This is a genomic window from Pseudomonas sp. AB39(2026) (genome assembly GCF_059831485.1).
This window is the reverse complement of the sequence record NZ_CP195212.1, coordinates 1,218,292-1,232,126: the sequence shown is the minus strand read 5'-3', so window position 1 is coordinate 1,232,126 and position 13,835 is coordinate 1,218,292. Positions and strand designations below refer to the sequence as shown.

Here is a 13,835-nt window from a genome sequence, read left to right as displayed (position 1 = left end):
AGGGAGGGAGGTGGCACTCAATCATCGAAGCCGTAGAACCGCCCGGGGTTGTCCACCAGAATCGCCTGCCAGTGGTCGCCTGCCCAAGCGCCTAGCAGGTTGACCAGGTGGGCATCGTCAGGCTTGTGGTGTTCGGTGACGTGGGGCCAGTCGCTGCCCCAGAACAGCCGCTCAGGTGCCCAGTGCACCAGCTGCTGTGCGGTGAGCAGCGTTGGGGGGTAGTCGGGGCCGCCGTGGGTGCTGTTCAGGTAGGCGCCGGACAGCTTGATCCAGGTGGTGCCCTGCGCCAGCCAGCGGCGCAACAGCGGTACAGCGGGGTGGGCCAGGCCCTGATCAGGTGGCAGGCGGCCCATGTGGTCGATCACCACAGGGGTAGGCAGCCCTTCTATCAAAGCAGCGTGCGTGACCAGTTGGTCGGCCGTGGCATGCAACTGCACATGCCAGCCCAGGCGGGCGATGCGCTCTGCCAGCGGCGCCAGAGTGTCCCAGCTGGCAATGGCGTTGTGGCTGTTCCACACACTGAACCGTACCCCCCGAACACCACCGTGGTGAAGCTGCTGCAGCGCGGCTTCGCTCACATCACTGGCTACCACGGCCACGCCTCGGGCCTGGCCCTGGCTACGTGCCAAGGCATCCAACAGGCAACGGTTGTCAAAGCCGTAATGCTTGGCCTGCACAATGACAGCACGTTGGCAGCCCAGGTGCCGCTGAACGTGCCCGTAGTCGGCCCAGGTCATGCCCTGTGGTGTAACCGCGTCAGGGTTGGCCGCCGGGAACCGGCTGTCGAGAATATGCAAGTGCGCGTCACAGGCATTGGGCGGCAACGGCGGTACAGGGCGCTCGGTACGGGTGGAATGGGGCGCACGGGAAATGGTCATGGGCAGGCTCCCCGTCAGGCCGGTGGCAATTGAGAGAACAACAGCAACGCTAGCATCACCGTGATGGCGCCCCCGATGCGTGTGGAAATCTGTGCGAAGGGCAGCAGTTGCATACGGTTGGCCGCTGTCAGGATGGCAATGTCCCCCGTGCCGCCCAGGCCGCTGTGGCAACTGTTCACGATCCCGACTTCAACTGGGTACATCCCCAGCTTGCGGGCCATTACGCAGCCCGTCAGCACCAGTACGCCCACCGTAGTAATAATGGTCAGCAGGTTGCCCACATGGAATGCCGAGCTCAATTCATGCCAGTGGGTCACGGCGATGGAGTTGGCAAACAGCAACGGGTAGGTCACCGCTGTGGTGAAGAACGTGAACAGGGTGCGGGCGCCGCTTTCCAGGCGTGCGGGAATGGCATTGGCCAGCTTCAGCGCCACGGCCAGGAGCAGCATACACACGGGGCCAGGCAGGCCAAACAGGGCATGCATCAGCACGCCGGCCAGGTAGAGCGCCATGGCGCACATACCTGCGGCGATCACATTGTTGATCACCTCGCCGGTGTCCGGTGCAGCGGCTGCGGCAGGAGAGGGCTGGTTGGGCTTTGTGGTGTCACTGGGTTGCAAACGGCCATTGCCCGTCAGCTGCGGGTAGCGTTTGCCGATCAGGTCCAGCAAACCGCAGAACAGGATGGCGCAGAGGTTGCCTAGCAGAATCACCGGCAGCAGCTGCGCCAGAATGCGCCCCGACTCCACGCCCATGATCTCCCCGTAGCCCACAGACAGTGGAATGGCGCCCTCTCCCAGGCCGCCACCCATCACTGGAATGATGACAAAGAACAGCACTTGCCGCAGGGGCATGCCACAGGCCACCCCAACCGCCGCACCTGCTGCCAGTGCCAGAGCTGAGCCCACCGCCAGCGGCAGGAAGATTTTGGCGAACCCTTTAATGATCAGGTCGCGGTCCATGGTGAAGATACTGCCCACTACCACGGCAGATACGAACAGGTAGATGAAATTACTGGCCTTAGTGAAATCAGTCACCGTTTTCACTAGGTCGGCATGTACCCAACCCAGGCTGACCAGGTAGGAGGGCAGGAACGCCGACACGATTGCGGCGCCACCCATGCTGCCCAGCAGCGGAAGGCGTTTGCCGATTTCGGCACAGGTAGCGCCGCCCATGCCGATGACTGCCACCATGGTCGGTAGGTCGGCTTTCAGTTGCCCGGTCAGCATCAGGCTCGCAATCAGCAAGGCCAGCGGGATATAAATGATCAAGGGTATAAAGCTGATGCGTACGCTCAGCCATAAGGCCGCTGGGGCAGCCGGTGAAGGGGATGTGGGTGTGGGGAAGGGCGCGGCGTTGCGCATAACCACCTCTTATTGTTGTGATGATGAAGACGGTAAGGGCTCCCCAGTGGCAGGGTGGCCGGGAACGTAGGCGCTCGTCAGGTTGCTGGCAGCAGCCCGGTGTGTCGTGCCTGTGCCAGCGTGGCCTGGGCGCTGCGAACAAAGGGGGCGTCGACCATCTGGCCATCCACCAGGTAAGCACCGGTGCCCGAGGCCTCAGCCGCCTGGGCAGCGGCCACCACCCGTAATGCCCGAGCGATCTGCTGGGCGTCTGGAGCGAAGGCCTGGTTTGCCAGGTCGATCTGGGAAGGATGAATACAGGACTTGCCCGCGTAGCCCAGTTGCCGCGCCGCCTGGGCTTCTTCCAGAAACGCGTGTGGGGCGTCTACGCGGGCAAAGGCGGAGTCATAGGCGGTAACCCCGGCTTCCCCGGCCGCCAACCGCAAGGTGAGGCGCAGGTGGTGAAGGGTCCACGCATTGGTGCGGTCGATGCCCAGCGGCTCCAGCAAGTCGGCCAGCCCTAGTTGCAAGCCAGTGATACGGGGGCTGGCCGCTGCGATAGCGGCAGCATTACGCAACCCTAGTGGGGACTCGATGGTGACCAGAATGCCCAAGGGTAGGGTCACCCCGTGCTGCGCTTCCAACACCTCTAATTGGTGGGCCAGGGCATGAACCTGTTCGGGCGACTCGACCTTTGGCAGGTTCACCTGGTGTATGCCCGTGCCGACCACGGCAGCCAGGTCCTTGTGGAAATAAGGGGACGCCAGGTCGTTCACACGAACGACCAGCGTTTTAGTACCGGGCGCCGTACCGGGCGCCGTATCGGGCACCACACTGGGTGCCAACGTGGTGAGAAACGCGGCAAGCTGATCGCGCGCGCTGTCCTTGGCACTGGGTGCCACGGCATCTTCCAAATCAAAGCTGACGGCATCGGCCTGGGAGGCCACGGCTTTGGCAAAGAGCTCCGGGCGGGACGCGGGCACGAATAGTTTGCTGCGCATGGTCGGTCCTCGGTTCTTGTTGTGGGGTGCTTGTTGTGACGCTGCTGCGCCGGCTGATCGGCAGGCCCTATAGTGCAAACCGCAGGAACATAACTAAAGTGCGTATTACTTCGTTCAAAGTCCAAAAAGGGTTCACTGTGGACACCCGCTACCTTGACAGTTTTCTTCACGTGGCTCGGCTGGGTTCAACCGCTGCTGCCGCCCGCGCACTCAACCTCACGCCTACGGCAGTGGCCCAGCGCATCAAAGCCCTTGAGCACGAAATCGGCACGCCCTTGCTGACCCGCGCCGGCCGTAACATGCAGGCCACTGCGGCGGGCCTGGCGTTGATCGGCCCTGCCACTGAACTGGTCCGCAGAACCCAGGAACTGAGTGCCATTGCGGCCTTGGATGTGATCGCCGGGGACCTGCGGGTCGGCTGTATTTCCACAGCCTTGGCGTATGTGGTGCCACGGGTGCTGTCGACCCTGATTGACCGTTACAAGCACCTGCATACCCACTTGGAGCCGGCGGTGTCCACCGAGCTGTACCGAAAGGTTATCGACGGGGACATTGACGTGGGGTTGATGGTGCGCCCCGCATTCGAGGTGCCCAAGGAATTCACCTGGCGGCCCTTGCAGAACGAGCCGTTCATGGTGCTGGTGCCCGCCCGCCTGGCCGGGCACCAAGCCCATCAGGTACTGGCCACCGAGCCGTTCATTCGCTACCACCGCCGTTCCTGGGGCGGCCTGCTGGCGGATCGGTATTTGCTGGAAGAAGGGATCGCGCCAAAAGAGCGGTTCGAGATCGACTCTCTGGATGCCATCGCTGCCATGGTGGCGGGTGGGTTGGGTGTGTCCATGGTGCCACGCTGGCACCCCCTGCACGTCGACTTGGGCGCCATGGCGCAACTGGCGCTACCGGGCGCAGGCCTGCATCGGCCCATTGGCCTGCTGTGGAAGCGTAACTCGGCCAAGATCAAACTGATCAATGTGTTTTGCGACGTGCTATATGCCACCAACCTCGACGAGTGAGACTTCGTTTTTATTTCACTCTGAACCCATTGAAAACTATTTTTAATCCGCTTTGCCTCCACGCAGACTGGCCTCCATAACGGGTGACGCGCCTCAGCGGGTCGACCCGTTCCAACAAGAAAGCCTGTGGAGACCTTTCATGAATGAGCCCCAAACTCCCTCGGCCCGTCTGTTTCCCGAAGGGCCGCGCGGGCCGCTGACCGGTGTACGGGTACTGGACCTGAGCGCGTATATCGCAGGGCCTTATGGGTGCGCTTTACTGGCTGACCAGGGGGCCGAGGTCATCAAGGTCGAGCCGCCTGCCGGTGATAACCTGCGTAAATACCCCTCTACTTTGGCTGCCGAAGGCCGTGCGTTTCTGGGGGTGAACCGTAGCAAGCTGGGCATGGTGCTGGATCTCAAGCGGCCTGAAGGCCTTCAGGCCTTGTACAGGCTGGTGTGTGATGCCGATGTGCTGGTGCATAACTTCCGGCCGAATGTGCCTGGCCGGCTTGGCATTGGCTACGAGCAGCTCAAAGCCCTTAACCCCCGGCTGATCTACTGCGCAGTGACCGGCTATGGCGAAACCGGGCCGCTGAAAGACAAGGCTGGCTACGACCAGGTGCTACAGACCCTGACCGGCATGTGCGCCGCACAGGCCAAACCGGGTGGGCCACCCGAGGTGTTGTACGGCTCGGTGGTGGATTATTACGCGGCCGCCTTGGTGGCAGGCAGCGTGGCATCGGCTTTGTTCGAACGAGAAACTACCGGTGAAGGGCAGTACGTAGGCGTGTCCTTGCTACGCAGCGCCCTGGCGATGCAGTCTGCCCGTTTGGTGTGGGCCGAAGGCGAACCGGCGGACGTGGACCGCGACATGCGTTCGGGAGGGATCACAGGCATTCATCCCACCCGCGAAGGCCACCTGTACCTGTCCGCCAACACCCCGCGCTTCTGGCAGGCGCTGTGCGAGCACACGGGGTTGCAGGCCTTGCTCAATGAGCGCTATGACAGCGTACGTAAGCGTGCCCAGCACCACGCCGAAATCGTGCCGCGCTTGCATGCGGCCTTGCAGGCCCGCACCGCGTTGGAATGGGAAACAGCCTTTGGTGACGATGTACCGTGCGCGGCTGCTCGCCCAGTTGACGCCATGTTCGACCACCCGCAATGCCAGGCCGAAGCGTTGATCGCGGACTACCACCATCCACAGGTAGGGCATTACCGGGGCTTTGCCGGGCCAATCCGCTTTGGCCGCACGCCAGGTTCTGCACCGTTCGCAGCGCCCACCCTGGGGCAGAACTCCGACCAGGTATTACTCGCGCACGGCTTCAGCCCTGTGCAGATCAGCCAGTTGCGAGCCAGCGGCGCGCTGCAGTAGCGAGCGCCGCTCCAGAAACGCGCTAACCCAGTAGCACCGTCCATAACAATCACAACAGGATGCCCACCATGACAACGCTCTTGGCGTTTTACCTTACGCTGCGCCGTTTGCTAGGGAGGGCGCCACAATGACCTCCCATGCGACAGCTCCCCGCAGCCTGCGCACCCGCTTGACCGACACTACCATTCGGGTGTTCGAGCGCACCATTCCCGACCCCTTTGTGCTGGCCGTGTTTCTTACCTTCCTGATTGCTGTTGGCGCTGCCATCTGGGGGCCACAGGCGTCTGCGGCTAACATCGTGTCAGGGTGGTACAAAGGCTTCTTCTCCATCTTCACCTTTGCACTGCAAATCACCCTTGTGCTGGTATTGGGACACGCGCTGGCCCACGCACCGGTCATCCAGCGGCTGTTTACTCGGCTGATCCGCCTGGCGCGCACCCCGGCCCAGGCCGGGGCGCTGATTTTCGTGAGCGTAGCGGTCACGTCCTTTTTCAATCGGGGGTTTGGGCTGGTGATGAGTGCGCTACTGGCCCGTGAAATCGCCAAGCGCATGCACGTGGATTTCGCCTGGATCGTAGCCGCCGGCTTTTCTGGGTGGGTAGTGTGGGCCGGCGGGTTGTCCAGCTCCATTGTGCTGGCCCAGAGCACGGCCGGTAGCCCCATGAACGTGGTGGAGAAGGTGACAGGCCAGGTATTAAGCCTGGGCGAGATGGTGTTTGCGCCATTCAACCTGGTGCCCAACCTGGTGATGGTGCTGGTGATCCCTGTGGTGCTGGCCGTGCTTCGCCCCCGTGGGGACAGCGTGATCGCATTGGACATTGCCAAACACCCAGATCCCGTCCTGGATAGCGTTCCGCAAGGGCCTTGGACGTTCGCGCAACGGTTGGAGTATTCATGGCTAGGCAGCGCCATGATGGGCGCTGTCGGGTTGCTGGTGATGGTGTTCGCCTACTTGGGGCAGGTGCCGTTCGCAGGCGTCAATGCCGTGATTCTGGTGATGTTCACCGCAGGTATCGTGCTGCACCGCTACCCTCTGGCCTACGCCAATGCGGTCAAGAATGCAGCCCGTCAAAGCGGCTCCATGATGCTTCAGTACCCTTTGTACGGCGGGTTGATGGGCATCATGGAGGCGACGGGGTTGCCAGGTGTGATCGCCCATGCCTTTGTGGCGATTTCCAACGCGCACACGTTGCCGTTCTGGAGCTATGTCTGCTCGTTGGTGGTGACTTTCCTCATCCCCAGCGGCGGTGGCCACTGGGCAGTGCAAGGGCCGTTCGTGATTCCCGCAGCGGTGACCTTGCACGCGTCCCTGCCGGGCACCACCATGGCAGTGGCCATGGGTGAGCAGGTGTCCAACATGCTGCAGCCCTTTTGGGCAGCGCCGGTCGTTGCCATGGCCGGCGTAGGCGTGCAGCGCGTACTGGGCTTTACCTTTGCCACCTTCCTGGTGGGCGCTATCGTGTATGGGGCCTCGTTATTGCTGCTGCTGTAGGCCAAAGGCGTCAAAACAACTCCAGCACCTCGGGGGCGATCTGGTTGATGGCCCCTAACTGGTAGATCAACTGAGCAGAACGGCTCCCGCGCCGGCCGGCAAGGGTCAGTTCACCGTTTCGTACATAGGTAAAGACACCGCTGACAGAGAAGGGCGTGACGTAGCGCGCATGCTTGGCCAACCCTTGGGTGGCCTGGCGAAACGCCGCCGAATTGAAAAACTGCCGCCGTGCCAACGCGGACTCGAACACCAGTTCCAGCATGGCCAGGTGCAGCCGTGCCGCAGGGGCTTCATGCTTCACACCCGGCGCCGGTGGGCTGGGGCGGGCGTTGTCATACGGAGAGGGCAGGTGCAGGCGCAGCTTGATAATGGCGGGGTCACCCGCGATGGTGGGTGCCAGCTGCTCGCTCAGGAACGCGTGGAAAGCATCGCTCTCGCCCGCCTCCCCATGGAAATGCACATGTACTCGGTCCAAGGGGTAGGTGTCGTTCGGGCAGGGGTCTGCCAGGTAGTCCACATAGGTAGTGGAGCCCTGGGGCAGGTCGTAGCACAGGGTTTCTTCAAACACATTCTGTTCGTCTGTGAATAGCAACGAGCTGGCGGCTTTGAAACGCTGCTGGTCCGCGGCACCGCCGAAGCCGATTTCCACCGCACCATCGAGTACGTACCCTGGCAAGGGCGCAATGCCCTCCACCTGGGGCCACAGGTGCGCATCATGCTCGCGGGCGAAGTGATATTGCACATACCAGCCCAACCCCGGAATTCGTGAGCACAGCGGGCCATGCACGTCGCGCCAGTAATCGGCGAACAGCGGATAGGGCACTTTGGGATGGCGCAGTACGGTGGTGTACGAGTTGATAGCGATGGTGCGGTCGCGGGACGACGAGTCCAGCGCGGTCAATGGGTTGTCCATGGCAGGCGGTTCCTCCTTGTAGGCTGTGGGATAGACACAGGCGAAGCGGAGATGGCACAGGTATGGCACTCGTTTTCCGACGTGAGGTAGGGCGATCTAGCCCGCTTCTGAAGCAACCCGCCTGCGCCGTGCGGCTATGTGAATTGCCGTTTTGGAAAAACCTCATCATTTGCCAGCTAGGCAGCACCTGTGGCGATAAACGACCATCGGGGCTTAGAAATGGCCTGGACGAAACTATGCAATGTATGTTTGGAAATTTACTGGCTACCGATCTCCAGCGTTCTATATCAAAACGTCTGCCGCCCAGTTGCTCCCTATCGCATACGGCGTTTGGCTACAGTTCAGCAAGCGCTGGCTCAATCGGGTATCTCGGGCTACTTCATGAACCGGCGGGCATGTTGCTACTGGGCAATGGGCACCGTGGGTACTGGCCTGAACTATTGCGCTTTGGGCAGCCAGATGCTCTTAGCCCCTTTGGCGCCGGTGGGATGAACAGTTATGCCTATTGTCTGGCGGACCCTGTGAACCGAGAGGACGCTGAAGGGCGGATGTCCTTAGAGAGCGGACTTGTGAAGCTTCTTTTGAAGCAGTTAAAGAAGGCTCGGCCATTGAAGAGAACAATGAGCTTGCCTTCAGTGGTCACCGACGGAGCTATCAACCGCGGCAAACAAATAGCTATCATCCGCTCCTTTGGTCCTGAGTCGCGTGCACGCTCTTTGCGAGCGCTTAATTCTCCCCAGTTATCTCCTAGTGGTAGTCCCCCTAAGAAACTCGGGCCTACCCTAGACGACATTTCCACCCTGACATCACGTGATTCGGTTGACAGTTATGAGGTCTACGTTGACGCCCACGGTCGTCGGAAAGCGCCAATGAATCAATAGGCCACTGTTTGTCAGTAATCTGTATCTAGGCTATGTCGAATGGCACACATCCTGCTCCTACCTTTCCTGTCTCGCCCACTCGCCAATTTCCCAGCGGTGGGCCCATCGGCCGAGGTAGCGCATGCGGTTTTCCTGTGTGGGTTGTGGCAAGTGCTGTAATGACCATCATGTTCCGCTCACCCTGAGCGAAGCCGTGCAATGGGCTGCGGATGGGGGGCAGGTGATTGTGCTGACGGAAGGCTTTCTGGAAGACGAGCGCCTGGCGTTGGACCCGGCCTTGCAACACGCCCAGCGGCGTTCGTTGCGCGTACCTTGCGGCAGCACCCATGCCCATGTGGCCGTTACGTTCGCGGCCTTTAACGTGGGGCCCTGCCGCAACCTGGACGAAAACCAGATGTGCCGTATCTACGACCGTCGGCCGCTGGTGTGCCGTATCTACCCCGCTGAGATCAACCCGCACATTCCCCTGCGTGCTGAAAACAAGGATTGCCCGCCCCAGGCTTGGGAGCAAGGGCCTGTGTTGATCCATGGCGGCAAGCCCGTAGCCACCGAGCTGGAACAGCTGATCGAACGTTCCCGCCAGGCCGACCGGGATGACATCGCGGCCAAGGCCGCGATCTGCAAGGTGCTGGGTATTCATGCCATGGCGGTGAAGGGGGAAGGCTTTGCGGCGTTCCTGCCGGATATGGGTCATTTCGCCCAAGCGGCTCAACGGGTAGAAGCACTGGGCTTGGCGGCGTCGGCGGGTATGCAGCCTTGGTCGCTGCTGGCCCCGGATGAGGCCCTGATCGCACGCCTGGAGGAGACCGGCGCGCTGATCCAGGCCGCCCTTGAACAGCAGAATTCCTCGTATATTCCGCTGCGCAAGGTGGGTTGATGGTGTCTGACGGCTGCGGTAGATCAGGCCCAGCGGTAGATCAGAAATCCACCGTGCCGGAGAGCTTTACCAACCGCGGTTCGCCCTGGGTCAGGTAACCGCCGTAAGCCGACGCCCAGTAGTTTTTATCAGTGATGTTCTCCACGTTCACACGCAGGGTGATGTCCTTCTGGCTCACCCGGAATTTGTAACGGGCGCCGGCATCGAAGCGGTTCCAGGTGGGGAGCGTCAGGGTATTGGTCGCATTGGCGTATTGCCCGCCCGTGCGCAGCATGCGTGCGTTCAATGCCACGCCTTCAAGGCCAGGCACGTCCCAGTCAACGCTGGCGTTCAGGGTGAAGGTCGGCACCCCTACGGCCTTGTTGCCTTCGGTGGTGTCATCCCCCGTATCCTGCATCTCGGTGAACACCCGCGTGGCGCCCGCCATCAGGCGCAGGCCTTCCACAGGTTCGCCGAACAGGTTCAGCTCGATACCTTTGTTAACCTGGTCACCCTTGACCACATACACCAAGCCATCCAGGTAGCCATCGGTGGGTTTCTCGATGCGGAATACACCCAGGGTGGCCCCGTAGGTTTCCCCATCGAATTTCACGCCGGCTTCCAGCTGCTTGGTACGGCCGGGTGAGAACACTTCGCCGAAATTGAGGGCTGTGCTAGGTGCGCTAGGGCCTTGTGCCAGGCCTTCGATACGGTTGGCGTAGAAGGACACGCGCTCCCAGGGTTTGTACACCACACCGTACACTGGCGTGGTGATGGCTTTGTCATAGGTGGCGTTCCGGTCACCGGTATAGTCTGGTGAGCTTCCGCCTTCGTAGGAATACCCTTTGACCACCATTTCCTGGCGACGCACACCTGCTGTAACCAGCAGGGTGTCATCGAAGAACCCAAGGGTATCGGAGAAGGCAATACTGCGGTTGTTGGTTCTGCCCGTGACCGACAGGTCTCCCAGGTCCCCACCGGTGAACCAGGCATTGGTAGGTTTTGCCAGTGCCACAGGGTGATACAGATTAGTGGCGCCACCGTTACCGTTGTAGAACGCGAAGGCATTTTCCTGGCGTGTCCAGATATCCGCCGCGCCAATGGCAACCTGATGGCTGACCGGCCCTGTCTGGAAGGTGCCATTGAGCCCCGCCATCAGGCTGAGGTTGTCTTCATCATGGTTGATGTTCGACCCCCCAATGGTGGCCGCGCCGCTTGCGGCATTGGTCAGCACGGGGGTGCCATAGAACCCCGTCTCCCGCGTGTGCTTCCCGCCACCGGCTACGTAAGCCGTCCAGGTCTCATTGAGGTCATACTCCCCCCGCAGCATGGCAAAGGTGTCCTCGGTTTCCGTATAGCTCCAATCCTGGCCATAGTTCTTGCTGGCATCGGGCGCGTGGGGGATACCGGTCAAGCCACTATCCAATTGCACCGAGTTGCGGGTGTGGTTGATCCGCTGCTTCTGGTATCCGAAATCCGTGGATACCCGGAAGCGGTCACCGCGGTAGTCCAGCCCTGCCACGAACAGCTTGCTGCGCTGATCCTGATCGTCGACGGCCGTTTCGCCCTCACGCTGGCTGAGGTTCACACGGGCGCCAAAGCGGTTGTCCTCGCCAAAGCGCTGGCCCAGGTCCAGGTGTTCGCCCACGCGGCCGTCTGTGGAAATATCCTGGGTGTAGCGACGCACAGGGGTATCACCGGCGCGCTTGGACACCAGGTTGACTGCACCGCCCAGGCCCGAACCTGTGGGCGATACGCCATTGAGGAATGAGTTGGGGCCTTTGAACAACTCCACACGCTCCAACGCGTCTGTGGACAGGATTTGCCGTGGCAATACGCCGTACAGGCCATTATAGGAAATATCGTCCGCGTTCAGGGTGAGCCCGCGAATCACAAACAGCTGCGCGTTGTTGCCATAGCCATACGCCTGCCGTACCGACGCGTCGTTCATCAGCACATCGCCCACGTCCTCGGCCTGCTGGTCTTCGATCAGCTTGGCGGTATAGCTGGTCATGGTGAACGGCACGTCCATGATGTCCTTGTTGCCCAGCAGGCCAAATTGGCCCCCGCGTGCCACCTGGCCGCCAGGGAGTTCCGGGGGCAGGGCATCTTTTTGTTCGGATTGCTGCGCGGTGACGGCAATGGTGCCCAGGTCAACGCTGTTGTCAGCCGCTTGAGCGGTAACGCTCAGGGCACAGCACAGCGCGAGCAGGGTGGGGCGGGACGGGAAACGAACGGCCATCGGAAGTGTTCCTGGAGCAAGTCAGGTCAGGGGAGCGCCGTTCCGTGGCAATAGGAATGAATATCAGGCGGGAAATGCTATCAGCAGTGATTGCAAACTGTTATCAAAATTTTGAACTTTTTTTCACATTTTTGAATGGTTCACTGCCGCTCGCGCAGGCGACCTTGCTGCCTTGTAGAAAAGGCAGCGTTCAGGAGGGTAGAAGGGAGGATATGAGAGGGGTTAAAGGCCGAAATTAAACGCGATGGACACCCGTGGCCGCGTGCCTTTGAAGGGCCGAACACTGTGCAACAGCCAGGAGGGGAACATGATCAGCGTGCCACTGCTGGCTGCTTCGGTGGTAGCGCACCCGGCCGCCACGCATTCTTCGATGCGCATGCGCAGTTCAGGCCGGTAGGCCGACGCCACCAGGCCCCGTGGGTCCAGGAACTCCAGGTCGCCCCCGATCGTGGGATCCTCGGCACGCCCGCCATTGTCTACCCAGTACACAGCAGACCAGAACGCACCTGCATGGCCGTGCACCCCGTTGCTGTCCCCCGCACGGTTGATGTTGGCCCAGGCGTTGAAGTGCCAGTCGAAGGTGGCATGCACCAACGCGTTGTCCTGGGTGTGCACCGCCGTGAGGCTGCGAGCCATGTCTTGGGCAAAGGCGAGCAGCTGGGCGCCGGCCTCGCCCGACCAGGTGGCAAAGTCGGCGTCCGATTGCCAACCCCCTTGGTTGCTGTGCTGCACGCCACGGGACCGCGCTTCTTCGGCGAAGATGGCTGCCATCAATCGCGCGTTCAATGCTTCGGCTTCCGGGAGCCTGCAACTTACCAGTGGCGTTGGGAACATCTTGCGAATTTTCAAGGTGCTTTCGTCGAAAGGCAGCGGGGTCATAGGCGGCACACCGAACTACTGAAAGGCTGAGTGTGGTGTCAAAACCATGGTTTCGCAACCTAGGGGCTGGCCGTGAATGTTCGAACCCAGGCGGGGTTAGCGCTGTCGTTAACCCAGTGCCTGTTTATTTTCCTGAAGGAGCCGCTATGAGCAAGTCCGTCCCTTACGTCACCCTCAATGACGACAAAATGATGCCTCAACTGGGGCTGGGCGTGTGGAAAGCCAGCGACGAGCAGGCACGTCAGGCCGTGCGCACCGCCTTTGAAACCGGCTACCGCGCCATCGACACGGCGTCTATCTACAACAACGAAACCGGCGTAGGCCAGGGCCTCGAAGATGCCGGCCTGCCACGCGAATCCTACTTCGTGACCACTAAGGTGTGGAACGCTGACCAAGGTGCCCAGCCTTCCCGTGAAGCCGCGCTACGCAGCCTTGACCGGCTTAAGCTGGACTATGTAGACCTGCTGCTGATCCACTGGCCGTTGCCGCAGAAGGATGCCTACCTGGACACCTGGAAAACCCTGATCGCCTTGCGTGACGAAGGGCGTGCATTGTCCATTGGTGTATCCAACTTCAACCCTGACCATTTGCAGCGGTTGATCGAAGAAACAGGCGTTACCCCGTCCGTGAACCAGGTCGAGATGCACCCGTACTTCCAGCGAGCCGACCTGCGCGCGGTGCATGAGAAGCTGGGCATTCATACCGAAGCCTGGAGCCCGCTGGCCCAGGGCAAAGTGGCTGACGACCCGGTGTTGCAAGCCATTGCGGCCAAATACGGCAAGACGGCGGCACAGGTCACACTGCGCTGGCATTTGGATAACGGCGTGATCGTGATCCCCAAATCTGTAACGCCGGAGCGTATCGCCGCCAACTTCGACGTGCTGGAGTTCGAGCTGGACGCCCAGGACCGGGAGCAGATCGCACGCCTGGAAGACAACCAGCGCCTGGGCCCGGACCCCCAAACCTTCGACATGGACGCTTAA

Annotated in this window: 12 protein-coding genes; 6 read left to right on the top strand and 6 right to left on the bottom strand. The window is 61.2% G+C overall.

From position 1 onward, the window contains the following. Positions 1-17: 17 nt before the first annotated feature. The 3 genes from ACSAMW_RS05400 to ACSAMW_RS05390 all read right to left on the bottom strand — a co-directional run bounded on the left by ACSAMW_RS05400 (position 18) and on the right by ACSAMW_RS05390 (position 3,222). Entirely contained in the window at positions 18-878 is an 861-nt protein-coding gene (locus ACSAMW_RS05400; protein WP_500593022.1) for an amidohydrolase family protein, read from the bottom strand. Between the two features lie 14 nt (positions 879-892). Further along, the gene (locus tag ACSAMW_RS05395) at positions 893-2,242 is read right to left on the bottom strand and encodes a 2-hydroxycarboxylate transporter family protein (protein WP_500593021.1); all 1,350 of its coding nucleotides are present in this window, start codon (positions 2,240-2,242) and stop codon (positions 893-895) included. A gap of 77 nt (positions 2,243-2,319) precedes the next feature. Beyond that, positions 2,320-3,222: an HpcH/HpaI aldolase/citrate lyase family protein gene (locus tag ACSAMW_RS05390; RefSeq protein WP_500593020.1), complete on the bottom strand. Its 903-nt coding sequence runs from the start codon at positions 3,220-3,222 to the stop codon at positions 2,320-2,322. Positions 3,223-3,320: 98 nt separating this feature from the next. Here ACSAMW_RS05390 and ACSAMW_RS05385 point away from each other — a divergent pair, with 98 nt between their 5' ends. From ACSAMW_RS05385 to ACSAMW_RS05375, 3 genes are all read left to right on the top strand, one after another. Then, on the top strand, positions 3,321-4,235 hold the full coding sequence (locus ACSAMW_RS05385) for a LysR family transcriptional regulator (RefSeq protein ID WP_500593019.1): 915 nt from the start codon (positions 3,321-3,323) through the stop codon (positions 4,233-4,235). A gap of 139 nt (positions 4,236-4,374) precedes the next feature. After that, positions 4,375-5,589: a CaiB/BaiF CoA transferase family protein gene (locus ACSAMW_RS05380; RefSeq protein WP_500593018.1), complete on the top strand. Its 1,215-nt coding sequence runs from the start codon at positions 4,375-4,377 to the stop codon at positions 5,587-5,589. Between the two features lie 127 nt (positions 5,590-5,716). Further along, positions 5,717-7,081, top strand: a complete 1,365-nt coding sequence (locus ACSAMW_RS05375; protein ID WP_500593017.1) for a TIGR00366 family protein — start codon at positions 5,717-5,719, stop codon at positions 7,079-7,081. 10 nt (positions 7,082-7,091) lie between these two features. On the opposite strand, the gene ACSAMW_RS05370 is transcribed toward ACSAMW_RS05375, so the two are convergent. Then, positions 7,092-7,994 carry an EthD domain-containing protein gene (locus ACSAMW_RS05370; RefSeq protein ID WP_500593016.1) on the bottom strand — a complete coding sequence of 301 codons (903 nt, stop codon included), beginning with the start codon at positions 7,992-7,994 and terminating at the stop codon, positions 7,092-7,094. Here ACSAMW_RS05370 and ACSAMW_RS05365 point away from each other — a divergent pair. After that, a complete protein-coding gene (locus tag ACSAMW_RS05365) occupies positions 7,982-8,875 on the top strand; it encodes an RHS repeat-associated core domain-containing protein (protein ID WP_500593015.1) in 894 nt (297 codons plus the stop codon). The genes ACSAMW_RS05370 and ACSAMW_RS05365 overlap by 13 nt on opposite strands. A 121-nt stretch (positions 8,876-8,996) precedes the next feature. Then, on the top strand, positions 8,997-9,752 hold the full coding sequence (locus ACSAMW_RS05360) for a YkgJ family cysteine cluster protein (protein ID WP_500593014.1): 756 nt from the start codon (positions 8,997-8,999) through the stop codon (positions 9,750-9,752). 40 nt (positions 9,753-9,792) lie between these two features. On the opposite strand, the gene ACSAMW_RS05355 is transcribed toward ACSAMW_RS05360, so the two are convergent. Together ACSAMW_RS05355 and ACSAMW_RS05350 are read right to left on the bottom strand one after the other, a co-directional pair. Beyond that, entirely contained in the window at positions 9,793-11,973 is a 2,181-nt protein-coding gene (locus ACSAMW_RS05355) for a TonB-dependent receptor (RefSeq protein WP_500593013.1), read from the bottom strand. A gap of 222 nt (positions 11,974-12,195) precedes the next feature. After that, positions 12,196-12,852 (bottom strand): TIGR02466 family protein, encoded by a 657-nt coding sequence (locus ACSAMW_RS05350; RefSeq protein WP_500593012.1) that lies wholly within the window; start codon positions 12,850-12,852, stop codon positions 12,196-12,198. Positions 12,853-12,998: 146 nt separating this feature from the next. On the opposite strand from ACSAMW_RS05350, the gene ACSAMW_RS05345 reads away from it, so the two are divergent. Beyond that, entirely contained in the window at positions 12,999-13,835 is an 837-nt protein-coding gene (locus ACSAMW_RS05345) for an aldo/keto reductase (RefSeq protein ID WP_500593011.1), read from the top strand.